This window comes from Aureimonas endophytica, from assembly GCF_014642635.1.
Lineage (GTDB): Bacteria > Pseudomonadota > Alphaproteobacteria > Rhizobiales > Rhizobiaceae > Plantimonas > Plantimonas endophytica.
This window is the reverse complement of record NZ_BMIQ01000003.1, coordinates 186,297-209,256: the sequence shown is the minus strand read 5'-3', so window position 1 is coordinate 209,256 and position 22,960 is coordinate 186,297. Positions and strand designations below refer to the sequence as shown.

Below are 22,960 nucleotides of genomic sequence, written 5' to 3'. Positions count from 1 at the left end.
GTAGGCGCGGATTGCCGAGCAGAGAGTGCGGAACGCCCAGATGCGGCAAAGCAGCCCTTGAGTGGCTTACGACGATGAAGCTGAGAAGGGCAGATAGGCATCTTGCTCGATCGGGTTGCCAGCTTTCAGTCTTGCACCATGGACGACCTGGTGTGCTCGCTGCCGGCGGTAGCGCGTCCGTCCGGCTGCGGGGCAGCATCAGATAATAAAACGGCGGAAGGGGCGCCGCTCACTTTGCGTTGGATCCGACGTCGGTCGTAAGGATTGATGAGAAGTGCGCTCTCGCGCATCTCGCCGGCGCTATTCTCGATGGCCAGGCGGTGCGCTCGGTGGAACAGATGCGGGCTGAGTTCGGCGACGTCGTCTTACGCTAACGCGTCCAGCGCGACGAGCTTTTGGACTCCATCATGGGTTGCGGTCGAGCGCGGCAGCAATCTGCCGAGCGCGCCGTTACATAAGAAGAACTCCTTCAGGCCATCGCCGGCGGCGGGGCCTTGACCGTCGCCCCCAAATGGACGCGATGAGAACGCGAGGCGATCGGCGAACGCGTCGCTCGACCCCCGTCGCCCCACGCATCGAGCCGCTTCAGCGGCTCTCGATGATGGCGAGCGGCGCTGTGATCTCGCAAACGGCACCCGAGACGGGGAAACGGAGTTCGACGGCACCCTCGAATTCAGCCGCAAGCTTGCGCCCGATAAGTCGCGAGCCGAAGCCGGAGCGCGTGGGAGCTTGCACTTCCGGGCCGCCAATTTCCTCCCACCGAAGGTGAAGGACATCTCGGAGTTCGCCTTCAAGAAACCAAGCGATACGCACGCGGCCTTCCTCGGTGGAGAGGGCGCCGTACTTGCTGGCGTTCGTGCACAATTCGTGAAACGCGAGCGCAAGGGCGACGGCAGCCTTTGGCCCGACCCGAACCATTGGCCCTTCGGTTTCAAAGCGATTGCCGCCCGCGAACGGCCGAAGCGCGTTCTCGACGATCCGCTCCAGCGGAGCCGCTTCCCAGTTCTCCAGGGTCAGCAGGTTATGGGCTTCGGAGAGGGCCAGCAGACGTCCCTGGAAAGCCCGAAGCGCCATTTTTGGATCAAGTTCGCCTTTGAACGATTGCGCCGCGATCGATTGGACCACGGCAAGCGTGTTCTTCACCCTGTGGTTCAACTCGTTGATCATCAGCTTCTGCCGCCTTTCGGCGGCACGACGTTCCGTAATGTCCTCGACGACTCTCACCGCATAGCGAAACGTCCCGTGATCGTTTCTAATGGCGGTACTGGTCACCCGAGCCCAGCCGCGGCGACCGTCCTTCAGCTTGAACTCGCTCTCCGTTGTGTACGCGTCGAGTTCGCCGGAGACATGCTTTGCAAAGAGCGCAAGGTCCTCATCCAGGCTGCCCTCGGTCGTGACATGGGCGAAATGCTGCCCGATCAGCTCGTCCTTCGTATGTCCCGTCAAACGGCATCGCGCTTCGTTGACTGAAAGAAACCGGCCATCACTTCCGATCTCGGCAATGGCGACCGGCGCATTCTCCTGCGTTGCTCGAAGGCGCTCCTCGCTGGCACGCAGAGCTGCCTCGCGCTTGCGAAGCTCCGCGGAAGCAGAAGACAAGGTCCCGGCCACCCTGTCGACCTCCGCTACCCCGCTTCGTCTCGCGACCAGCGGGGCGCCGCGGCCGAGCGCTTCGGCATCCAGCGCAAGTCTCTCGATGGGCGCAGCGATGCTCCGTCCGACACGCCAGGCGATCAAAGTACCACTGGCGAGGAGCATTGCACCCGTTGCCGCAAGGTAGAGAGCTGTCCGTCCGGCGGGCCCCGTGATCTCCGCCTGCGGTACCGCAACGATCGTCGACCAGCCAGAGCTGGGAGACCGGGACAAGGCGACCACTGTCGGAACGCCGTCCAGAGAAATCCCCTCCCAAACGCCCTGACTGACGCCTGCTTGAACTCTCCTAACGTTCTCCGGGGTTGCCGGATGGCCAACAAAGCGATCGGAATCCTTGTTCCGGGCCACCACTGTCCCGTTGCGATCAAGGATCGCACCGATCCAATCTTGCGGAAGGCTCTGATCGATCAGGATCTGGCTCATTGTGTCAGCTCGCGTAACCACGGAGACGAAGAGCCGTGATCCGTCGGCGGTCGTGATTAGGGTATCAACGCCGACCGCCGGGCGTTTAGCAACGAGACCGGTGAAGAGATTGCTGATCCTGACGGTGCCTTCGGCCGCGCCCTTCCAATGATCGCGGCTGCTGAGGACAGGCAGAGCGTTTCCTGGCGGTAGCAGGGTATTGACGACTTGGCCTCGCTCGTCTTCCACGACGACCCAGGTCCCCGGGATACGAATGGCCGCTCGTGCTCGCGCGTCGAACGCGAGATAATCTTTCACTCGCAGCTGCGAAGACGTGGACAAAGCCCAGAGCAACGCTTCTGCCTGTCCGAACTGCCGATCTACAACGAGGGAAAGCGCACGGGATGTCTCCTGCAGGTGCTTCTCGACGCCCGTCCGATCGTTGAGGTAGCCCGCGTAGACGGCAGACCCGGCTGCTATCAGAGCTGGAACAAGCAAGGCGAGCGTCAAAAGGACAAGGCGCGCACGCAGGGAGGAAAGCCAAGAGCGCGCAAGCGTTCTCGGGCTATCCGCTTTCAAGTCTGACAAATTCCCCCCGCCCCGAACATGCTCCCGCTAGTAATTCATAAGGGTAGAGACGGAACGGAGACAATGCCGAGCTGGGTAGGCCAGATCGGCGAACATTTTAGCCAGCGCCATCCGCCATCTTGGCGCCTCGCGCATAACGATCTCCGATAGGATGGAGCATCGTCGCTTCGCCTATATGCCACGTGGACAGCAGCCCATCACACCAATATCGATGTGCTGCGCTATGAAGCCTAAGACCGGTCGTTGCGGGAACAGGCGCTCGCCCGATCGCTGACGTCTCCATACCAAACATGGAGAATGTCATGTCGAACCTGCCGACACTTCCGCAGCACACTCCAGAGCCGGCATCGCCGCCCGAACAAGCGAGCAGAAGCGGAGGGACCGCGTCCAGGCTTCCGCTCCTGCGGCAGTGATTGGCTCGACCGGTTGAAAAGCGGTTATTCGATCACCGCTTTCACGTAGTCCGCTTTGCGCCCTTCCACGCCATACACACGCAGCAGCCTCATAGCCGAAAGCGGACATTCTTCGGAGAGGTCGACGGCGTAGAGCGTGCCGGCTCCGTCGTGTTGACCCTCTTGCGACTTGGGATCGGCCTTCAACCTTCGTTCACGACGCTGCTTGCCAGTTTGGCAATTCAGCCTTTGGCCACATCGATTGACAGCGTGCCGTAAGACAATCGTCACACGTTGCGTGGCTACTATGCGTTGACCTAAGGACCCAACGATTTCCATGCCGCCTAGCGTTTCCGCTACCGTTGTTGACGACGAAGCCGAACGCCTCGCGGCGCTCAATTCCTTCAAAATTGTTGATACGCCACCCGAAAAGGAGTTCGATCGCATCGTCGAGACGGCAGGCGCAATCTTTGACGTTCCGATCGCGCTCGTATCTTTGGTGACAAGCGATCGGCAGGTCTTTAAGGCGCGGAGCGGCCTAGCCGCAGCCTCGACCGGACGCGACGCTTCGTTTTGCGCCCATGCGATCCTCGGCGACGACGTGTTTGTCGTGCCCGATGCGGCTCTTGATATCCTCTTTCGGGACAACCCTCTCGTTACCGGTGAGCCCTTCATCCGCTTTTATGCCGGCGCACCGCTCATGGCGCCGTCAGGACATCGCCTTGGCTCGCTTTGCATCATCGACACGAAGCCGCGCCTGAACTTCTCAGCAAAGGACCGGCGCACGCTCCAGAACCTTGCTGCTCTCGCCATGGACCGCATGGAGTTGCGTCGTCTGGAGCAAGTGGCCGCCGATGGCGTCGAACGATCGGCGAACATTGCGGCCGCCTCACCCGACGCGATCGTAACCGCCGACCATGACAACCGCATCACCTCATGGAACGCTGCCGCCCAGCGTATGTTCGGCTACTCCGCCAGCGAAGCGATCGGCCAGTCGCTCGCCCTGATCGTGCCCCCGGCGATGCGGTCCGCGCACACAGCGGGCTTAGCACGCGTTGCCCGAGGCGAGGCCCCACGTCTTCTCGGCACCACGGTCGATCTCGCCGCCTCTCGCAAGGATGGCTCGGAGTTCCCGATCGAATTGTCGCTGTCTCGCTGGCATGAGAATGGCGCACCGCAGTTCGGTGCGATCATTCGCGACGTAACCGGACGCCGGGAGAACGAAACGAAGCTGAAGCGAGCGGCCGAGTTCGACCACCTGACTGGCTTGACCAACCGCATCACCCTGTTCGCACGACTGAGCGAGACCTGCGCCAAGAACGAACCCGCCTCGGTGGTCTTTCTCGATCTCGACGGCTTTAAGGAGATCAACGACACGCTCGGTCATGTCGTTGGCGACCGCGTACTCCAAGTTGTCGCCGAACGCTTGCGGAACACCGTTGAGATCGAACATACGCTTGCCCGACTGGGAGGCGATGAGTTCGTCGTGTTCCTCTCTGGCACTGCCGATCCGATTGCGGCCAGCGCCCTCGGCGAAAAGATGATCGAGACGGTAAGTTTGCCGATCGAAATCGACAACGATCTCATCCATGTCGGCGCCAGCGTCGGCATCGCCGTACAGGCGGCGAAAGCATGGAGCGCGGAACAGCTGCTCGGCAACGCGGACCTCGCGCTTTACCGCGCGAAGGCGGAGGGCCGAGGATGCACGCATTTGTTCACCCCAGAACTGCGATCGAAGGCGCTGACGAGGGGCGACACGAGCCAGCAGCTTCGTGAGGCGTGGGACGGGCGAGCATTCGAGCTATACTACCAGCCACAGGTGCGTCTCTCCGACGGGAGGCTGACGGGCGCCGAAGCCCTGATCCGCTGGAACTATCCCTACGTCGGCGTTATCATGCCGGGCGCGTTCCTGCCAATCCTTGAGACCAGTCCCCTTGCCGGTTTGGTCGGGGAGTGGATTTTGCGCACGGCGTGCGAGCAGGCGTCCCGCTGGCGCCAAGCTGGTCACAGCGATTTCCGCATTGGCGTCAACCTCTTCGCCGCCCAGTTCCGTGGCAACGACCTCGCCGCGATCGTTCAAAGGGCACTGAGCGACTTCGATCTGCCGGCAGAAGCGTTGGAGCTCGAGGTCACGGAGAACATCATCCTCAGCAACGCGCGAAGCATTATCGCGCAGCTGACCGAGCTGCGTGGCATGGGCGTTGGGATCGCCTTTGACGATTTCGGCACGGGCTACGCGTCGTTGACGATGCTGAAGGAATACCCTGTCACTCGGCTGAAGATCGACCGGTCCTTCGTCTCCAATATTGGGGACAATCGAAAGGATCAGGCCATAGTCAGCGCAATCACGAAACTGGCCGCCGACCTCGATCTCGCCGTCATCGCTGAAGGCATTGAGACGTCTGAACAAGCCACGTTCATGCTCGGCAACGCCTGCGCGCACGGCCAGGGCTACCTGTTCGGGCGGCCGATGACCACGGCAGCCTTCGAGAAGCGGTTCCTCGCCGACATGGTGCGGCAATCCGTCGCGTGAGACAAGAAAACGAGCACGGGTCGGACGAATCAGTCGAACCGGTTTGCGGTAGCCAACCCTTCGTGATCGAATGCTTTCGATCCCGTTGCGACCGACAACACAAAGTCCGCTCTCTAACGTCTTGCTGCCGATAGCTGCCAGACCGCCCTCCATCCCACTGGTTCTATTTGGGTTTCCCTCAGGGCGAGGGAGCGGTCGTACAGCTTTCGGATAAAACAGAAGAAACTGACACACAGCGATCCGCCGATGCCCGAACCTCCATAGCGCGAGCCGATTTCAGCCGATACGTGCTTCCCGGCTGGCTTTTGTGAACTCGCCCATAGGTCGCAGGAGTGAATCACCTTTCGCTTCAATCGCAGGTGGACGCAATTCCGCAAGTGCATGCACAAGCATCGTCCCGTTCCGGCCACGCAGATGATAGCGGCCGAGCGCTTCCGACAGGATGCCTTCGGGGAGAGGCAGGATGCGATCCAAGATGGCGTCCGAAACGAGCACTGGCCGCGCCGTCTCGCGGCAGAGCCCTTCCAATCTCGCGGTGACGTTCATGACATCGCCAAAGTAGGCAATCTTGTGCCGGTCGACACCAACTTCCGCAGTCACCACGCTGCCGCCGTGCAGTGCAGCCCGCAGTTCAGGAACAAGTCCGAAACGCGACATCCACCACTCGCGATCCAATCGTAGAGTTTCGCGAACCGCGAAGATGCAAGTGACGCACCGCGCCCCTTCGACGGCGCGAGCGAGCGGCCAGGAGATGATGATCTGATCGCCGACATAGTCGTCGACTTGACCGCGATGCCGGCGAACCGGCTCCGCGATCGCTGCGAAGACCGCCTTCAGAAACTCTTGTGCTGCGAGGTCTCCGTGCTTCTCTGCGTAGGTCGTCGATCCGACGAGATCGAGAAACAGGAAGGCGCGTTCTTCGCTGACCGGGCGATGATAGCGTCCGAGTAGAAGGTTGAGGAAGGTCTCGGCCCCGATCAGGTCACGGATGCGCAGCACGAAGACGAGCAGCGCGGACACCGCCATCGAGTAGAGCAACGGGACAGGCCTGGGAACGACGGCTTCGAGCAGTTCCTTGTTCGAAAGGCCCAGCGCCCATGCCAGCGCGCCGGCGAGCATCATGCCGCAGACCACCACGGCGAGCAGGCTGGCTTCCGCCGTGGCGAAATAGGCAAGGGTCGGCAGGCGGCGCAAATGGGCCCGGTATTCGGCTAGGAAGGCACCGCGCTCATAGGTGATCGCCAACCCGCCGATACATGTACCATAGATGATTCCGACCCCCGACAAGCCGTCCTCGTCCAGCAGCATCTCGTAGAGCACACCGAACGAGGCGCTGACAGCGATCATCGCGATCCAGAAGGTCGGATTGCGGTTTGACATATCTTCCCCTTGTCGACCCGGCGCGAGGATACAAACTCGATAACGGCAACACCGCGACAGCCCAGTCGGTCATAACGGCGGCGGCATTGCTGCAAGACCTTTGCATGCCGTCTGCCAGCACCATGTCGTTGACGGTCTGAATTCGGTGCGCCGCAAAGGGCCGTTTGCGGAGCGGCAGCTTATTGGCCTCCTGTCGCCTAAGCGGACCTTCCGCTATCGGCCCAAGCGAGACAAACCAGGCAGCGGCGGAGAAGATCAAAAGCGGATCGGCCGCTTTCCGGACGTCCGATCCTCATGCTTCGAAGGGCTCGGCTGTTGAGGTGCCCTCGGTCTTTGAACCGCCCGGTAAGAGAATCTGCGGGAATGATGCTCAAGTCTGACGGGCTGCCTTCGTGGCGAACCAGAGCACATGCTTTGTCCCGCGCCCGCGTCCGGCCTTCACACGCAACTCCTCCACTTGGAAGCCGGCGCGGCCGAGGCGCAGGGTGAAGGCCGGGTCCGGCCCTTGCGACCAGACGCCAAGAATGCCGCCCGGCGTCAGCGCCCGCAGGGAGACGGCAAGGCCGGCCGGCCCATAAAGCCGATCATTGCCGCTCCGCGTCAGGCCGCCTGGCCCGTTGTCGACGTCGAGGAGAATGGCATCGTAGGCACCGCGTGCCCGGCCGATCATCTCCGCCACATCGTCCACGGCAACGGCGACACGGGGATCAGACAGCGCTTCGCCGAAGAGATCGGCCATCGGCCCCTTCGCCCATTCCACGACGCCCGGCACGAGTTCGGCGACGGTGATGCTGGCCTTCGGCGGGAGGCTCGCCAGCGCGGCACGTAGCGTGAAGCCCATGCCGAGACCGCCGATCAGGACACGCGCGGCTGTACGCGGGCCGATCCGCTCTGCCGCCAGCGTGGCGAGGGCCTCCTCCGAGCCGCTGAGGCGGCTGTTCATCAGCTCGGTCCCGCCGATCATGATGGAATATTCCGAGCCGCGCCGCATGAGACGCAGTTCGCCGCCGCCCGGAACGGGTGCGGTTCCAAGCGGCACCCAAGGAATCAACGGCCGCCCCTCTTGGCGAGGGCGCCTCGGCACTCAGCTCCGGCGAGGTGGGGAGGAGGGGTCATCAGCAGGCTCGCTTAAGGGACAAGGAAACGTCCGCTATACTCGGAGCATCCTGAGAGACTCAAACGACTCGAAGGGGTCGAGAGCGGGCGGACCGCTTCCGGGCGTCCGCTTCTTCTGCGACGAGGGGCTCGACAGGGTGGAAAGGCGACTGTCAGCTTCGGAGCAAAACGCCCAAGAAGCAGACGATTGTTCTGTCGCAACCGCTACCGTCCTGTCCCCGCGGCTTGCAGCCATTCGGTCACCTCCCGCAGCGTCTGAAACTCCTGATCGCACTGCTTGGAGAACGCGTCGAGAAGGCGGGCGCCCGGGACATGCTCGGCGACGACGGCCAAGCTGTTGCCGAGGCCATAGCCCCCGTGCGTGATGAACGGCACCAGCGTCTTGCCCGAGATGTCGTGGGTTCGCAGGAACGACCGGACCACCGACAGGGCCGTCGTCCCCCAGATGGGGATGCCGAGGTAAACGGTGTCGAAGGCATCGAAGTCGGACACGCTCGCCTGTAACGGCGGCAGGAGGCCACGTCGCCGCTCGTCCTCCGCTTGCTCCACCTGCTCTTCGTAGTCCTCCGGGTAAGCCTCCCTCGGCTCGATGCGGAAGAGCCGCGCCCCGCAGGCCCGCGCGATCTGGGTCGCGATCAAGCGGGTGTTCCCGGTGCGGCTGAAGTACGCGACCAGCGTCGACGGCCCGGCCGTCGAGGTCGCCGCCCGCGCCTCTATGACGCTGGCTACCTCTCTCGCAGCCAGGGACAGTCCCAAGGTGCCCTTCAGGGCCTGGCGGCGTGAAAGCGTCGTGGTCGGTTTCATGGAGTGCCTCCACTTCGCATGGATCCCGTCCGCGGCCTGCTGGCATGGAAACCCTGAGCGGGAGCGCAACGCTGCGCCCCCGCCGCTTCGCTCAGCGACCGGTCGTTGCCAGGAGGTGGGCGGGATACCGCTCGCCCTCGACCTGGATGGCGGAGGCGGCCGTCTCGATCTCAGCGAGGTCCGCGGTCGTCAGCTCGACGTTAACGGCGCCGAGGTTCTCCTCCAGGCGATGGAGCTTGGTCGTTCCCGGGATCGGCACGATCCATGATTTCTGCGCGAGGAGCCACGCGAGCGCGACCTGCGCGGGCGTTGCGCCCTTGCCGTCGGCGATCCGCTTCAGGAGGTCGACCAGCGCCTGGTTCTTCTCCATGGCCTCCGGCGTGAAGCGGGGAAGCATGCTGCGGAAGTCGCCCTCTCCGAGCTTGGTGTCCTTGCTCATGGCGCCCGTGAGAAATCCCTTGCCGAGTGGGCTGTAAGGCACGAGGCCGATGCCGAGCTCCTCGCAGGTCTCGAGGATGCCGTTGGTCTCGACGCCGCGCGTCCAGAGCGAGTACTCGTTCTGCAAGGTCGTCACCGGCTGGACCGCGTGCGCCTTGCGAACAGTCGCGGCGCCCGGCTCCGACAGGCCGAAATGCTTCACCTTGCCGGCCGCGATCAGATCCTTGACCGCGCCCGCGACATCCTCGATCGGAACGTTCGGGTCGACGCGGTGCTGGTAGAAGAGGTCGATCGCCTCGACGCCGAGCCGCTTCAGCGAAGCGTCGGCGACCTCCTTGATATGCTCGGGGCGGCTGTCGAGGCCGGCCTGCTTGCCGTCCTGGATCTTGAAACCGAACTTAGTGGCGATCACGACCTGGTCGCGGACGGGGCGGAGCGCCTCGCCGACCATCTCCTCGTTCGTGAAGGGGCCGTAGACCTCCGCGGTGTCGAAGAACGTCACGCCACGGTCGACCGCCTTTCGGATCAGGGCGACGCCCTCGTCCTTGGTCACCTTGTTCGCATAGCCGAAGTCGAGTCCCATGCAGCCGAAGCCGAGTGCGGACACCTCGAGGCCGCTCTTGCTGAGTGTTCTCTTGTCCATGGTGTTACTCCTTTTCGGGGCCACTGTCGCATCCGGGCTTCCTATCGGGCGGGACGCGACGGCGGTGATGAAGCGGGGCTGGCGATGCTCGTCGTGCCGCGCGCAGTAGTCGACGAGGGAAGCCCCCCGGTCCGCAGAGCGATCCGGGGAGGACTCCCTCAATTCTTCAGGCGGCTTCCAACGAGGCCATGTCGATCACGAAGCGGTAGCGCACGTCGGAGTGCTCCATCCGCTCGTAGGCCTCGTTGATCTCGTCCATGCGGATCATCTCGACGTCCGGCACGACGCCCTTCTTGGCGCAGAAATCGAGCATCTCCTGCGTCTGGCGGATGCCGCCGATAGGCGAGCCCGCTACGCGCCGGCGGCCGAGCAGGAGCGGGACCGAGTTCATCGCTCCCATGGGTCCGATCTGGCCAACGATCACCAGGGTGCCGTCCACGTCGAGGAGCGGCAGGTAGGGATCGAGGTCGTGCCTGACGGGGACGGTGTCCACGATCAGGTCGAACGACGACGCGGCGGACGCCATGGCCGCCTCGTCCGTCGAGATCAGGAGCGCGTCGGCACCCAACTCCAGCGCGTCCGCGCGCTTGTCGGGCGTGCGGCTCAGCACCGTCACGTGCGCGCCCATGGCGGAGGCGAGCTTCACTGCCATGTGACCAAGTCCGCCAAGGCCGATCACGCCGACGCGGCTGCCGGGCCCGACGTTCCATGTCCGGAGCGGTGAGTAGGTGGTGATGCCCGCGCACAGGAGTGGAGCCGCCTTCGCGAGGTCAAGGCCGTCCGGTACCCGGAGCGCGAACTCCTCACGGACCACGAGGTGCTTGGTATAGCCGCCCTTGGTCGGCTCGCCCGTCACTCGGTCGGTTCCCCCATAAGTGCCCGTGTTTCCCTCGCGGCAGAGCTGTTCCTCGCCCTTGCGGCACTGGTCGCAATGCTGGCAGGAATCGACCATGCAGCCGACTGCGACGTGGTCGCCGACCTTGTAGCGGGTGACGCCGCTTCCGACCTCGATCACCCGCCCGACGATCTCGTGGCCCATGACGGCCGGGTAGGTCGTCCAGCCCCAATCGTTGCGGGCCCAATGCAGGTCCGAGTGGCAGACCCCGCAGTAGAGGATCTCCATGACGACGTCGTTCTCGCGCGGCTCGCGGCGCTCGAAGCTGAAGGGTTCGAGCGGGCTGTCGGCGTCGATGGCTGCGAAGCCCATGGTCTTCATCGTTGCATTCCTTGGTTCTTGCCGCATCCCGAAGACGTGATGCCGCCTCGACGGAAAAGATAATCCGATCCAGCTATTTGGATTAGGCGGTATTGGATGCATGGACCGATTAGCGAGGCTAATGGATGCAGCGCGAGGAACTCGGCGATTTGCTCGCCTTCATCTCGGTGGCGTCGGAGCGCAACTTTACCCGGGCCGCGGCGAAGCTGGGAGTCTCGCAATCCGCCTTAAGCCAAGCGATGCGTCGCCTGGAGACGCGGCACGGCATCCGGCTCCTGACACGGTCGACGCGCAGCGTGTCGCCGACCGAAGCGGGGGAAGCCTTGCTCGAGACGTTGGGGCCCGCGTTCGACGCTATCTCGGACGGCCTGTCGGCGCTTGGCAACCTGCGTGACCGGCCCGCAGGGAATTTCCGCATCACCGCGGGACAGCACGCCATCGAGACCGTGCTATGGCCGAAGCTCTCAGCCGTGCTTCACGAATACCCAGACATCCGGGTCGAGTTCTCGTCGGACAATTCGCTGACGGATATCGTGGCAGATCGGTTTGATGCCGGCGTCCGCCTCGGGGAGCAGGTCGCGAAAGACATGATCGCGGTGCGCATCGGCCCGAGCCTTCGCATGCTCGTGGTCGGTGCGCCGTCCTACTTCGCAGGGCGCGCTGCCCCGACGACGCCGCAGGACCTGACGAACCACGTCTGCCTCAACATTCGCCTTCCTACATACGGTGGCCTCTATGCCTGGGAGTTCGAGCGGGATGGACGTGAGATGCGGGTTCGCGTCGACGGACAGTTCACCTTCAACTCCAGCAACCAGGTGCTGACTGCCGCCCTGGATGGTTACGGGCTCGCTTTCGTCATGGAGGATATGGTCCGCGACCACCTCGACAGCGGGAAGCTTGTCCAGGTCCTCGACGACTGGTGTGCGCCATTCGCTGGATATCACCTCTACTACCCAAGCCGCCGCCAGCCCTCTTCGGGCTTCTCCTTGATTGTGGAGGCCCTGCGTCATCGAGCCTGATCCTCGCGTCTGGCGTCGGACGGAGAAGGTGGCATTCCTAGGCATCCGCCCCCCCGCACGATGAGAGTGATCTCGGGCTTTCCAGGGGCACAGGGTGAGGGCTGGCCGCGATCCGATGCGGTTGCTGGGGTTCCACTTGAAGCCGCGGATCCGGTAGGCGGCGGACACGGACCCGTAGGGCGCGCGGGCGAACATTTGGTCGGGCACGACCACCAACCTGTCTTGGGTGTGCCCGGAGCCGCTCAGGGTCGTTCGCAGGGCCAGGGCCGGTGAAAGGGTAGCGCGGGGCTTGTTACTTGAGTGTTCGACCGTCACGGCCTCCCATTCATTAGTCGTCGTTATGACGGCATGCAGCCCACCACGTCTAATTCGACCCGCTGCCCAGCCTTAGGTTCTGGAAGTCGAAAACTTTTCCAAGCCGGTGCCCGACGGCGCCCGCGACAGGATTCGTCGGACAGGCGTGCCCATTCAATCCAAACGCCGGCAACGTCGGCGCCGGAGCATCGGAGCGGCAGAATGCATATCCTCGTAACGGCTACCTTGGCGATGGTGTCGATCACAGGCGCCGCCATGGCACAGGATCAACGAAAGGCCGTCCCCCGGGTGGCGCCGGATGTCGTCCGTGAGACGGTACCGCCGCTGGCGGACTACACGGACGAGGTCCTGTTCGCCGACGTTTGGGCACGTCCCGGGTTGTCGCCTCGCGACCGCAGCCTCATCACTGTCGCCGCACTCATGGCGGGCAGCCACACCGCCCAGATGCGAGGCCATTTAGGTCGTGCGCTGGACAACGGCGTCACGCCCGTAGAACTCGGCGAGACCATCACCCATCTCGCGTTCTACGCGGGTTGGCCGAACGCCATGTCCTCCGTCACGGTGGCGCGCGAGGTGTTCGCTGCACGCGGCATCGCAGCCGACGCCCTTCTCACGAACGCGACGGCGCCGCTGGCAATCGATCAAGCTCAGGAGCAGGCCCGAGCCGCATCCGTCGATGCCAACGTGCGTCCGACGACGCCCGCGCTCGCCGACTACACAGACCGGGTCCTCTTCGCCGACCTATGGCTTCGTCCCCAACTCGCTCCCCGCGACCGTAGCCTCGTGACGGTCGCGGCCCTGATTGCCGGAGGCAAGTCCGGACAGCTTCCCTTCCATCTCGGAAGGGCAATGGATGCGGGCCTGACGCGCGACCAGGTGTCAGAGGTCGTGACCCACCTAGCCTTCTACACGGGCTGGCCGAACGCGATGTCGGCCGTCCCCGTCGTGAAGTCCGTCTTCGACGACCGTCCGGCCTGACCGTCCCAAAGCTCCCTTCACGAACGAGAGGTTTCCGAATGCCGCTCCTGGCAACCACCATCTTCGCAGGCGCCATGGTCGCCGCGTCCGCGGCCGCACAGGACATCAAGGTCACGAAGGCCGGCGCGAACCCGGCTGCGCCCGGCCCCGAGTCCTATTTTACGGGCGAGGTGAGCGTGGCGACGCGGTTCCAGGCCGAGGAACCCGCCCGCGTCGGCGGGGGCACGGTGACCTTCCAGCCGGGTGCGCGGACCGCTTGGCACACCCATCCGCTCGGCCAGACATTGATCGTCACGCAGGGCGTTGGATTGGTTCAGAAGAAAGGTGGCCCCGTCCAGGAGATCGGGCCCGGTGACGTCGTCTGGATCCCGCCTGGCGTGAAGCATTGGCACGGAGCGGCACCGTCCTCGGCCATGTCCCATGTCGCCGTCGCGGAGAGTGTCGATGGCTCTGCCGTCGAATGGATGGAGAAAGTCACCGACAAGGAATACGCGGCTCGCTGATCCCGGACCAAACAACGCCCGAGAAGGAACCAAGGCCATGCCGATACCGAGCATACTGGAACTCAACCGCCGTGACCTGTTGGTGGGTGCCACCGCCACGACTGCGGTCGGCGTCCTGCACTCTGCCGCCCTCGCCCAGGATGGGGTCACAGCGGTCGGCGACGTTGCCGAACCCGTCGTGTCCCGGGTCTCCTTCACCGTGAACGGTCAACGGCGCGAGCTGGAGCTCGACCTGCGCACGACGCTGCTGGACGCGCTGCGCGAGCACCTGAAGCTGTCCGGCACCAAGAAGGGCTGCGACCACGGCCAGTGCGGTGCTTGCACCGTGATGGTCGACGGACGGCGGATGAATTCCTGCCTGTCGCTCGCGGTCATGCACGAGGGGGGCGAGATCACGACGATCGAGGGCCTCGGCACGCCGGACGACCTGCATCCCATGCAGGACGCCTTCGTGAAGCACGACGGCTATCAATGCGGCTACTGCACGCCGGGGCAGATCTGCTCGGCCGTCGCCGTGCTCGAGGAGGTCAAGGCCGGCATCCCGAGCCACGTGACCGCCGACCTGACCGCAACGCTGGAGGCGACGCCCGAGGAGATGCGCGAGCGCATGAGCGGCAATCTGTGCCGCTGCGGCGCCTATTCCAACATCGCCGACGCCATGGCCGAAGTCGCCGGGAGGCCCGCATGAAGTCCTTCACCTACGAACGCGCGACGAGCCCGCAGGCCGCAGCCGCAGCGGCGGTCGGAAAGGCGGGCGCGAAGTACATCGCCGGCGGCACCAACCTCCTCGACCTCATGAAGCTGGAGATCGAGACGCCGCGCCATCTGATCGACGTCAACGGCCTCGGGCTCGACCGGATCGAGGCGACCGCGGACGGAGGCCTTCGCATCGGCGCGCTGGTGCGCAACACGGACATGGCTGCCGACGAGAGGGTGCGGCGCGACTACGGCGTGCTGACGCGCGCGGTCGTTGCCGGTGCCTCCGGTCAGCTCCGCAACCGGGCGACGACGGCGGGCAATCTTCTCCAACGTACGCGCTGTCCGTACTTCTACGACACCAACATGGCCTGCAACAAACGACAGCCCGGCTCGGGCTGCTCGGCCTTGGAGGGTTACTCGCGCCAGCTCGGCGTCGTCGGCGTCAGCGACGCCTGCATCGCGACCAACCCGTCCGACATGAACGTCGCGCTGCGTGTCCTCGATGCCAGCGTCGAGACCGTGAAGCCGGACGGCGCGACGCGGGCCATTCCGATCGCGGACTTCCATCGCCTTCCGGGCGACACGCCGCATGTGGAGACAGCCTTGGAACCGGGCGAGCTGATCACCGCCGTGGCGCTGCCGGCCCCGCTCGGCGGCCGGCACATCTATCGCAAGGTCCGCGACCGCGCGTCCTATGCCTTCGCGCTGATCTCGATCGCGGCCGTCGTGCAGCCGGACGGGACGGGCCGGGTGGCCGTGGGCGGCGTCGCGCACAAGCCATGGCGCGTCCCGGAGGCCGACGCCGCGCTTGGCGAGGGCGCCCGTCCCGCAGCCCAACGCCTCTTCGCCGACGCCCGTCCGACCGAACACAATGCCTTCAAGGTCCCGCTGGCCGAGCGCACGCTCGCCGCGGTCCTCACCGAGGCGAGGAGCTGATCCGATGAAGTTCGACACTCCAGCCGGAACCAACCCGATTGACCGACTGCGCGTCGTCGGTCAGCCACACGACCGCATCGACGGTCGCTTCAAGACGACTGGTACCGCGCCCTACGCCTACGAACACCACGAGGCCGTCGCCAACCCCGCGTATGGCTATGTCGTCGGCGCCGGGATCGCCAAGGGCCGCATCGCGTCGATCGACCTGTCGGTTGCAAGGCGCGCTCCCGGGGTCCTGCGCATCGTTACGGCGGAGAACGCCGGGCGGCTCGGAAAGGGCACCTGGAACATCGCCAAGCTCCTCGCCGGCCCGGAGGTGGACCACTACCATCAAGCCGTTGCACTGGTCGTGGCGGAGACGTTCGAACAGGCACGGGCCGCGGCATCTCTCGTCGCCATCCGCTACGAGACAGCGGCCGGGTCCTTCGATTTGGCAGCGTCGAGGCATAGTGCCACGAAGCCGGAGAGCGGAAACCCCGACGCCGACGTCGGAAACTTCGACGCCGCGTTCGATGCTGCCTCCGTGAAGCTCGACGAGACCTACACGACCCCCGACCAATCACATGCGATGATCGAGCCCCACGCCTCGATGGCGGTCTGGGACGATGACCGCGTCACGGTCTGGACCTCCAACCAGATGGTCAACTGGGGAGTAGGCGAGCTTGCCAAGTCGCTGAACATGCCCGCGGAGAAGGTGCACCTGATCTCTCCGTTCATCGGGGGAGGATTCGGCGGGAAGCTGTTCGTGCGTGCCGATGCCGTCCTTGCGGCCATAGGCGCCCGCCAGACCGGGAGGGTGGTCAAGGTCGCCTTGCAGCGGCCTCTCGTAGCCAACAACACGACCCACCGTCCGGCAACGATGCAGCGGATCCGCATCGGCGCGAGCCGGGATGGACGGATCACGGCGATCGGGCACGAGACTTGGTCCGGGAACCTTCCGGAGGGCAAGCCCGAGAACGCGGCTGACCAGACGCGCCTGCTATATGCCGGTGACCACCGCCTCATCCGCACGCGGCTCGCGACACTGGACCTTCCCGAAGGCAATGCGATGCGTGCACCGGGCGAGGCACCGGGATTGATGGCGCTCGAGATCGCCATGGACGAGATGGCGGAGAGGCTCGGGATCGACCCCGTCGAGTTCCGCATCCTCAACGACACCCAGGTTGATCCCGAAAACCCGGAGCGGCGTTTCTCCCAACGCCAGCTCGTCGAGTGCCTTCGCCAGGGTGCAGAGCGCTTCGGCTGGTCGGCACGCAGCCCCGCGCCGGGCGCGCGGCGCGACGGCCGCTGGATGGTGGGGATCGGCATGTCCGTCGGCTTTCGCGACGCGCCGACCATGACCTCCGGTGCGATAGTGCGTCTTGACCGTGATGGCGTCGTGACGGTCGAGACCGACATGACCGACATCGGGACGGGGTCCTACACGATCATCGCCCAGACGGCTGCCGAGATGATGGGGCTTCCCCTCAGCAGGGTGGCCGTGAATCTCGGGGACTCGAGCTTCCCGGCGGCCGCCGGCTCCGGGGGGCAGTGGGGCGCCGCATCCTCGACCGCCGGCGTATATGCGGCCTGCGCGAAACTGCGCGACGAAGTCGCCCGGAAGCTCGGTTTCAATTCGGACGAGGCGGAATTCCTGGATGGTTACGTGGTGGCTGGAAACCGCCGCGTTCCCCTGGCGGATGCGGCCCGGGACGGGGAGGTGGGCGTCGAGGACAAGATCGAATTCGGCGACCTGTCGAAGCGTTTCCAGCAGTCCACCTTCGCCGGACACTTCGTCGAGGTCGGGGTGGACATGGCGACGGCCGAGGTGAGGGTCCGGCGGATGCTCGCCGTCTGCGCGGCCGGCCGCATCCTCAACCCGAAGACGGCGCGCAGCCAGGTGATCGGCGCGATGACCATGGGCGTCGGCGGCGCACTGATGGAGGAACTCGCCGTCGACAAGCGGCACGGCTTCTTCGTCAACCACGACCTCGCCGGCTACGAGGTGCCGGTCCACGCCGACATCCCGCACCAAGAGGTGATCTTCCTCGACGAGATGGACCCGACGACCTCGCCGATGAAGGCCAAGGGCGTCGGTGAGCTCGGCCTTTGCGGCGTCGGGGCGGCCATCGCCAACGCCATCCACAACGCGACGGGGGTGCGGCTGCGGACCTATCCGATGACGCTCGACAAGCTCCTGGGCGACCTGCCGGACGTCGCCTGACGCCGGCCGTTGTCCGCCGATCGGTTCAAGCCCGGTCGGCGGACTTCCCCTTGGGCGGCGCGACCTCGAACACCGTATGCACGGAGGCGCTTGGACGAGGGTCGTCGGCTCGATGCCGGTCGTTCACGACAACCTACCCTGGATGGATACGTTCATGCTGCGAAACGGCGCCCTGCCGGCGATTGCCCTATGGTTGACCTCCGTGAGCCTTCCTGCCCTGGCGGAATACGCGCCGCCGAACGGTGGCAGCCCGGCACGGGAGGGCAGCGCCGCGGCCGACCTCGGAATGCACTTCGTCCCGGTCCCGGCGGGCACGTTCCTGATGGGCTCCCGCGCGGACGACACGGAGGCCTTCGCTTCGGAGTTGCCGGGAAGGCAGGTGACGATCACCCGGCCCTTCCAGATCGCGGCCCATGAAGTGACGCAGTCCCAGTGGGAAGCCGTCATGGGCTCTACTGCCTACAGCGAGGCCCGTTCCAATCCCTACTACGACCTTCCGGGCATGGCGGCACGGCTCACCGGCCCGACCCACCCGGTCACGGTGTCGTGGAACGACGCCCAGGAGTTCATACGCCGCCTCAACGAGCGCGAGGGCGACGGGATCTACAGGCTGCCGACCGAGGCGGAATGGGAGTATGCCGCGCGTGCGGGTACGCAGACGGCGTATTCCTTCGGGGACGATCGGCGCCTGCTGGGGAAGTACGCTTGGTTCGGGGAGGATTTCGCGTCCGGTGCGCACCATCCCGTCGGCGGTAAGCTGCCGAACGCATGGGGCCTTCACGACGTCCACGGCAACGTCTGGGAGTGGGTCGCCGACCGTTACGGCCCGTACGGCACTACCTCATCCGCGGTGAATCCTTCGGGACCGGCGACGGGATCGCAACGGGTGGTGCGCGGCGGGAGCTGGCACGAGACCTCCACGAGCTGGAGGTCGGCGTTCCGCAAGCCATACGATCCCGACTACCGCGGCATCAGCATCGGCTTCCGGCTCGTGCGACACAGCGAGCCCTGAGCGGATCACGGCTGCGGAGGAGGATTCACTTGTTCTCGGAGGGATCCGGCTTCGCATCCCCGGTTCCGCGATCGACCTCCCAGGTCATCTCGATCATCGTCTGCCGAAAGCCGCAGGCGGCGAACAGGCGCTGCGCCGTCCCGTTGCGTGCCGCGGTCGAGAGGACGATGCGAGGCGCTCCGCGAGTTTCCAACTCGGCGAGGGTCGCTTCCATGAGCATCCTTCCGATGCCCTCGCGTCGCCGGGCCGGATCGACCACGAGGTCGTAGATCACCCCGGCCGGCCCGCGCAGGGCCATGTAGTCGGGGCCCTCGATGCCCGAATAGGTGTAGCCGACGACCACCCCACGCGTCTCGGCCGCCAGCACGAGCACGTCGTCGCGCTCGAGCTGGCTCGCGAGATAGCCGGCGTAGGACGCCTCGGTCCTGGGCGTCGTCCCGAAGAAGCGGTCGGGATCGAACTCGTGATGGATGCGCACGAGCAGCGCGCCCAGCTTTCCGAGCGCGGGCGCATCAGCCGATCGCGCCGGCCGGATGACGATGCCCCCGGAGAGTCTGGACGCGGTCATCGCGCCGGTCCGGTCGGCCCCGCGGCCTCGGCGCTGAGTTCCAGCATGTCGAGTTCTTCTTCCACGCGCCTGTAGGCCTCGTCCCCGATGGCCTCCGTATCCCTGAGGTCGGCGATCGACCCGCGCGCGGCCGTCACCATCCGGAGCCGCAACCCGTTCTCGCGCGTGTCCCGCAGGTCCTCGCCCGCCTTCAGCCAAGCCAGGGCCTCGCGGTACTCCTCGCGCAGGCGGCCGGCCGCGGCGTCGTCCTCTCCTTCCAACGCCGTGAGCGCAGCCTTCAGCGAGGCCCGGCGGGCCATGTCGATCTCACGCTCGACCGTGTCCTCCGGAGGCAGGCCGACGGAAGCGAGAAGACGGCGCAGGGTCAGCCCCTGGATCAACAGCGTGCCCAGGACCACCACGAAGGCGGTGAGCTGGATGAAATCGCGATAGGGGAAGTCGGAGGGTAGAGCGAGCGCGGTCGCCAGTGTGACGATGCCGCGCATGCCCGACCATCCGACGACGAGGGCCGTCTTGGCGGAGGGCTGGACGGCCCGTCCCCGGGGTTCGCGCGCATCACGTCCCGAGGTGCCGATCCGGAGCGCGACCTCGTAGGTCAGCGTCCAGGCGAGTCGCACCAAGATGACGACGCCGAGCACGGTCACCGATCCGACCAGAAGACCCCTGAGCTCGGCACCGCTCACGTTGTCCACGATCGGCCCGATCTCCAGCCCGACCAGCGTGAACGCCATGACGTTGAGGACCATCGTGACGGTCTCCCAGATGGCGAACGAGGGCACCCGGATGCGTGCAGTCAGGGCGGCGGTGTTCTTGCGCGCGAGCGTCAGTCCGAGCACCACGACGGTCACGACGCCCGACAGGCCGAGCCGCTCGGCAAGCAGCCATGCGCCGAAGGTGACGACGAACTGGAGGACGACGGACTCCGGCGCGCTTTGAATCCGTGCGGTCGCCCGTCCGATCGGCCAGGCAAGGGCCCAGCCGGCGAGGATGCTGCCGAACACCACGACGGCGAAGGTCGGGGCGGCGTCCGTTACGCTGAAGCTTCCCGCCGTCACCGCTCCGACGGCGAGCCTGTAGATCAGGAGGGCCGAGGCGTCGTTCAGGAGGCTCTCGCCCTCGAGGATGACCCGGATGCGATAGGGTGGGCTGACCTGCCGCAGGACCGCAAGCGCCGCGACCGCGTCCGGTGGCGCGAGGATCGCACCCAGCGCGATGCCGACCGCCAAGGGCATGTCGGGAAAGAACCAACGGGCCGTGACGGCCACCGCCATGGTCGTCAGGCCGACGGCGACCAGAACCAGCGAGCCCACGGGCAGCCAGTTGGCGCGCAGGTCTCGGAACGAGGCGTCGTAGGCGGCGTCGAGCAGGACCGGGGCGACGAAAAGTGCGAGGATCAGCTCCGGCGGAAGCTCGATGCGCGGCGCGCCGGGGATGAAGGCGAGGACGGCGCCGCCGACCGCGAGGATCGTGGGATATGGCACCCCGACGCGCTTGGCGAACGAGGACAGGATCGTCGCTCCCATGAGAAGCGCCAAGATGGCTTCAAAGGCGTGCATGTCGTCCAGCCCCGCGCTGCGGACTTCGCTCCCATCTACCGCCGAAGCGACCGACGGGCAGGTATCTCTCGCAGTGATCCTGATGCCGTCCGCAGGTTTCAGTCAGGCGACGGCTGCACCCCTGCGCCCCAAGGCATCAAGCCCGGTGGATGCCGATACTGTGACGGTTCTCCAACCCAGGGGTCGTCGCCAACCTCACCACCATGTCGGCGACGCTTTTCCGCGACACCGTCGCCGCGGGGTTCTTGAACGTCTCACCCTTCTGCGTGGTGCCGTAGGCGACCTCGTCCCGGTCGTTGAGCCAAGCGGGACGCAGGATGGTGTAGTCGAGATCGGAGGCCTCGATGATCCGGGTCGCGTTGCGGTAGGGATCCAGGATCGCGCCATGACGCTCGCCGGGAATCTCGTCGTGGACCCCCATCGAGCTGACGAAGAGCAGGCGCTTGATCCCGGCGGCAGACATCGCCGAAACGATTGCCCGCGCCTGCTCCGCGAGCGAGCCCGCGAGATTAGCGTAGACGACGTCTTGCCCCTGCATCGCGGAAGCCAGGGCACGCTCGTCCAGAACGTCGGCCTCAACAACGTCGACGCGGCCGGCATCGACCGCTCCAAGACGCCTCGCCTTCCGCAGCAAGAGAGTGAGGTGGGCGTCCGTCGTCTCGAGGAACAGCTTGGTGGCTACGCGGGCGATCTGCCCGTTGGCGCCCAGAATCAGCACGTTGGTCATGGATGTCTCCGGTTCGATCGTCGAAGGCCGAGGTCGACGGCAGCGTGTCCCGGAGGTTGGCGAGCCGCGCGCACTCGGCTCGCTCGTTCCCGGAGAATGCGCCGGCCTGCCGCAGGCGGCTTTTCTCAGTCCAGACGCTTCTCCGCCAGGAACTTGGACACGAGGTCCGCGATCTGGACGTTGTTGAGGTCGGAGAAGGCAAAGTGCGTGTTCCCGCGGATCCCGATCTCTGGCAGGTGGACGACGGTGACGTCGCCGCCGTGCCTGTTCACGGCATCGCGCCATTCCCGCGCCATCTCCAGACGCGCGCGCCATGCGTCCTGGGTCGGGACCGCCGTCGGCTCGTCCGGGATGTTGTCCCCGTAGTAGATGACGATCGGGATCCGGGTGAGCTTCATGAAGTCGTCCATCGGCACCGGCGACCCCTTCACCGTGTCGAAGCTGCTGGGAATGTCGGCCGGCATCTCGCCTTCGGGGAACGCGAAGTTACTGCCGGGCTCGAACGCGACGATCGCCTTGACGTTGGGATTCTTGATTGCCGTGATCCAACCGGGCCCGCCGCTCTGCGAATGGGTGAAAAGGATGCCAGGCCCGATCCGGTCGAACAGGGCCGACACGGCGTCGGAGATGACGCCGATGTCGAACGGCCCCGTGTTGGGTGTCATCGCCCGGAAGTACTGGTTCAGGGAGTCAGCGTCCCGCGGGAACTGGACGCCGTCGAAGTAGTCGGGCCAGATCCCGACGCGGAACTGGCCGAACCAGAACTGCTCGTCGGGTGTCGGGCCCACGGTTGCCTCGACCGTGCTGCGCCCCGCATTGCCGCGACGCGGTTGGTCGATGAGGTAGGTCGAGTAGCCCCGCCTGAGGAAGATGTTCTGGAAGCCCTCCCGACCGTCGGGCGTCGTCTCCCATGTCTTCGAGAACTGGCCCGCGCCATGCCACATGACGACGGGAAGAGGCTTCGGGTTCACGGGGATCTGGTAGAACGCATAGGCATGATCGCCGTGATACGTCTGGCCGGCCGGAACCAGCGGCTTAAGAGGATCGAAGGTCCCCGGTGTAGTGGAAACCGTTCCACCGACCGCGAAGCTGCCTTGCTCCGCGATGACAAGCGGCTCGACCTTACGCGCGTCCTGGGCGAAGGCCCCGATCGGAAACGCGAGCAGTCCCGACAGGAGGGTGAGGTGAACGAGCCGCGTGGTGCTCTTTCTCGGGGTCATGGGGAATGTTCCCTTATTCGGGTTCCGGCCGGCGGTGGCCACGGACGGACTTCGATGGC

At 65.4% G+C, this 22,960-nt stretch carries 18 protein-coding genes; 8 read left to right on the top strand and 10 right to left on the bottom strand.

Annotated elements, in window-relative coordinates:
- Positions 1-585: 585 nt before the first annotated feature.
- Positions 586-2,634, bottom strand: a complete 2,049-nt coding sequence (locus tag IEY14_RS11160; RefSeq protein WP_188908437.1) for a sensor histidine kinase — start codon at positions 2,632-2,634, stop codon at positions 586-588.
- A 738-nt stretch (positions 2,635-3,372) separates the two neighbouring features.
- Here IEY14_RS11160 and IEY14_RS11155 point away from each other — a divergent pair.
- Positions 3,373-5,568 (top strand): putative bifunctional diguanylate cyclase/phosphodiesterase, encoded by a 2,196-nt coding sequence (locus IEY14_RS11155; RefSeq protein ID WP_188908435.1) that lies wholly within the window; start codon positions 3,373-3,375, stop codon positions 5,566-5,568.
- A gap of 276 nt (positions 5,569-5,844) precedes the next feature.
- Here IEY14_RS11155 and IEY14_RS11150 read toward each other — a convergent pair whose 3' ends face one another.
- From IEY14_RS11150 to IEY14_RS11130, 5 genes are all read right to left on the bottom strand, one after another.
- Positions 5,845-6,948: an adenylate/guanylate cyclase domain-containing protein gene (locus tag IEY14_RS11150; RefSeq protein ID WP_188908433.1), complete on the bottom strand. Its 1,104-nt coding sequence runs from the start codon at positions 6,946-6,948 to the stop codon at positions 5,845-5,847.
- Between the two features lie 370 nt (positions 6,949-7,318).
- Positions 7,319-7,999, bottom strand: a complete 681-nt coding sequence (locus IEY14_RS11145; protein WP_188908432.1) for a spermidine synthase — start codon at positions 7,997-7,999, stop codon at positions 7,319-7,321.
- Between the two features lie 269 nt (positions 8,000-8,268).
- The gene (locus IEY14_RS11140) at positions 8,269-8,868 is read right to left on the bottom strand and encodes a flavodoxin (protein ID WP_188908430.1); all 600 of its coding nucleotides are present in this window, start codon (positions 8,866-8,868) and stop codon (positions 8,269-8,271) included.
- A gap of 91 nt (positions 8,869-8,959) precedes the next feature.
- Positions 8,960-9,949, bottom strand: a complete 990-nt coding sequence (locus IEY14_RS11135) for an aldo/keto reductase (protein ID WP_188908429.1) — start codon at positions 9,947-9,949, stop codon at positions 8,960-8,962.
- Between the two features lie 166 nt (positions 9,950-10,115).
- Complete coding sequence (locus tag IEY14_RS11130; RefSeq protein ID WP_188908426.1) at positions 10,116-11,165, bottom strand: NAD(P)-dependent alcohol dehydrogenase; 1,050 nt, start codon at positions 11,163-11,165, stop codon at positions 10,116-10,118.
- Positions 11,166-11,290: 125 nt separating this feature from the next.
- On the opposite strand from IEY14_RS11130, the gene IEY14_RS11125 reads away from it, so the two are divergent.
- The 7 genes from IEY14_RS11125 to IEY14_RS11095 all read left to right on the top strand — a co-directional run bounded on the left by IEY14_RS11125 (position 11,291) and on the right by IEY14_RS11095 (position 18,830).
- Positions 11,291-12,184 carry a LysR family transcriptional regulator gene (locus IEY14_RS11125; protein ID WP_188908425.1) on the top strand — a complete coding sequence of 298 codons (894 nt, stop codon included), beginning with the start codon at positions 11,291-11,293 and terminating at the stop codon, positions 12,182-12,184.
- Positions 12,185-12,700: 516 nt separating this feature from the next.
- Complete coding sequence (locus IEY14_RS11120) at positions 12,701-13,477, top strand: carboxymuconolactone decarboxylase family protein (protein WP_210318361.1); 777 nt, start codon at positions 12,701-12,703, stop codon at positions 13,475-13,477.
- Positions 13,478-13,515: 38 nt separating this feature from the next.
- Positions 13,516-13,980 carry a (R)-mandelonitrile lyase gene (locus IEY14_RS11115; RefSeq protein WP_188908423.1) on the top strand — a complete coding sequence of 155 codons (465 nt, stop codon included), beginning with the start codon at positions 13,516-13,518 and terminating at the stop codon, positions 13,978-13,980.
- Between the two features lie 37 nt (positions 13,981-14,017).
- A complete protein-coding gene (gene paoA / locus IEY14_RS11110) occupies positions 14,018-14,668 on the top strand; it encodes an aldehyde dehydrogenase iron-sulfur subunit PaoA (protein WP_188908421.1) in 651 nt (216 codons plus the stop codon).
- Positions 14,665-15,615 (top strand): FAD binding domain-containing protein, encoded by a 951-nt coding sequence (locus IEY14_RS11105; RefSeq protein WP_188908419.1) that lies wholly within the window; start codon positions 14,665-14,667, stop codon positions 15,613-15,615. Before paoA ends, IEY14_RS11105 begins: the two co-directional genes overlap by 4 nt.
- 4 nt (positions 15,616-15,619) lie before the next feature.
- Complete coding sequence (gene paoC / locus IEY14_RS11100; protein ID WP_188908417.1) at positions 15,620-17,818, top strand: aldehyde oxidoreductase molybdenum-binding subunit PaoC; 2,199 nt, start codon at positions 15,620-15,622, stop codon at positions 17,816-17,818.
- 112 nt (positions 17,819-17,930) lie between these two features.
- Positions 17,931-18,830, top strand: a complete 900-nt coding sequence (locus tag IEY14_RS11095; protein ID WP_210318359.1) for a formylglycine-generating enzyme family protein — start codon at positions 17,931-17,933, stop codon at positions 18,828-18,830.
- 25 nt (positions 18,831-18,855) lie between these two features.
- Here IEY14_RS11095 and IEY14_RS11090 read toward each other — a convergent pair whose 3' ends face one another.
- From IEY14_RS11090 to IEY14_RS11075, 4 genes are all read right to left on the bottom strand, one after another.
- Positions 18,856-19,398, bottom strand: a complete 543-nt coding sequence (locus IEY14_RS11090) for a GNAT family N-acetyltransferase (protein ID WP_188908415.1) — start codon at positions 19,396-19,398, stop codon at positions 18,856-18,858.
- On the bottom strand, positions 19,395-20,954 hold the full coding sequence (locus IEY14_RS11085) for a cation:proton antiporter (RefSeq protein WP_188908414.1): 1,560 nt from the start codon (positions 20,952-20,954) through the stop codon (positions 19,395-19,397). Before IEY14_RS11085 ends, IEY14_RS11090 begins: the two co-directional genes overlap by 4 nt.
- 136 nt (positions 20,955-21,090) lie before the next feature.
- Entirely contained in the window at positions 21,091-21,681 is a 591-nt protein-coding gene (locus tag IEY14_RS11080; protein WP_188908411.1) for an NAD(P)H-binding protein, read from the bottom strand.
- A 125-nt stretch (positions 21,682-21,806) separates the two neighbouring features.
- Entirely contained in the window at positions 21,807-22,901 is a 1,095-nt protein-coding gene (locus IEY14_RS11075) for an alpha/beta hydrolase (protein WP_188908409.1), read from the bottom strand.
- Positions 22,902-22,960: the final 59 nt, after the last annotated feature.

Bases quoted from the DNA above. Each gene is read 5' to 3' on its own strand.
- IEY14_RS11155 (WP_188908435.1), top strand. From the start codon at position 3,373: ATGCCGCCTAGCGTTTCCGCTACCGTTGTTGACGACGAAGCCGAACGC.
- IEY14_RS11150 (WP_188908433.1), bottom strand. From the start codon at position 6,948: ATGTCAAACCGCAATCCGACCTTCTGGATCGCGATGATCGCTGTCAGC.
- IEY14_RS11140 (WP_188908430.1), bottom strand. From the start codon at position 8,868: ATGAAACCGACCACGACGCTTTCACGCCGCCAGGCCCTGAAGGGCACC.
- IEY14_RS11135 (WP_188908429.1), bottom strand. From the start codon at position 9,949: ATGGACAAGAGAACACTCAGCAAGAGCGGCCTCGAGGTGTCCGCACTC.
- IEY14_RS11130 (WP_188908426.1), bottom strand. From the start codon at position 11,165: ATGAAGACCATGGGCTTCGCAGCCATCGACGCCGACAGCCCGCTCGAA.
- IEY14_RS11125 (WP_188908425.1), top strand. From the start codon at position 11,291: ATGCAGCGCGAGGAACTCGGCGATTTGCTCGCCTTCATCTCGGTGGCG.
- IEY14_RS11120 (WP_210318361.1), top strand. From the start codon at position 12,701: ATGCATATCCTCGTAACGGCTACCTTGGCGATGGTGTCGATCACAGGC.
- IEY14_RS11115 (WP_188908423.1), top strand. From the start codon at position 13,516: ATGCCGCTCCTGGCAACCACCATCTTCGCAGGCGCCATGGTCGCCGCG.
- paoA (WP_188908421.1), top strand. From the start codon at position 14,018: ATGCCGATACCGAGCATACTGGAACTCAACCGCCGTGACCTGTTGGTG.
- IEY14_RS11105 (WP_188908419.1), top strand. From the start codon at position 14,665: ATGAAGTCCTTCACCTACGAACGCGCGACGAGCCCGCAGGCCGCAGCC.
- paoC (WP_188908417.1), top strand. From the start codon at position 15,620: ATGAAGTTCGACACTCCAGCCGGAACCAACCCGATTGACCGACTGCGC.
- IEY14_RS11095 (WP_210318359.1), top strand. From the start codon at position 17,931: ATGCCGGTCGTTCACGACAACCTACCCTGGATGGATACGTTCATGCTG.
- IEY14_RS11090 (WP_188908415.1), bottom strand. From the start codon at position 19,398: ATGACCGCGTCCAGACTCTCCGGGGGCATCGTCATCCGGCCGGCGCGA.
- IEY14_RS11085 (WP_188908414.1), bottom strand. From the start codon at position 20,954: ATGCACGCCTTTGAAGCCATCTTGGCGCTTCTCATGGGAGCGACGATC.
- IEY14_RS11080 (WP_188908411.1), bottom strand. From the start codon at position 21,681: ATGACCAACGTGCTGATTCTGGGCGCCAACGGGCAGATCGCCCGCGTA.
- IEY14_RS11075 (WP_188908409.1), bottom strand. From the start codon at position 22,901: ATGACCCCGAGAAAGAGCACCACGCGGCTCGTTCACCTCACCCTCCTG.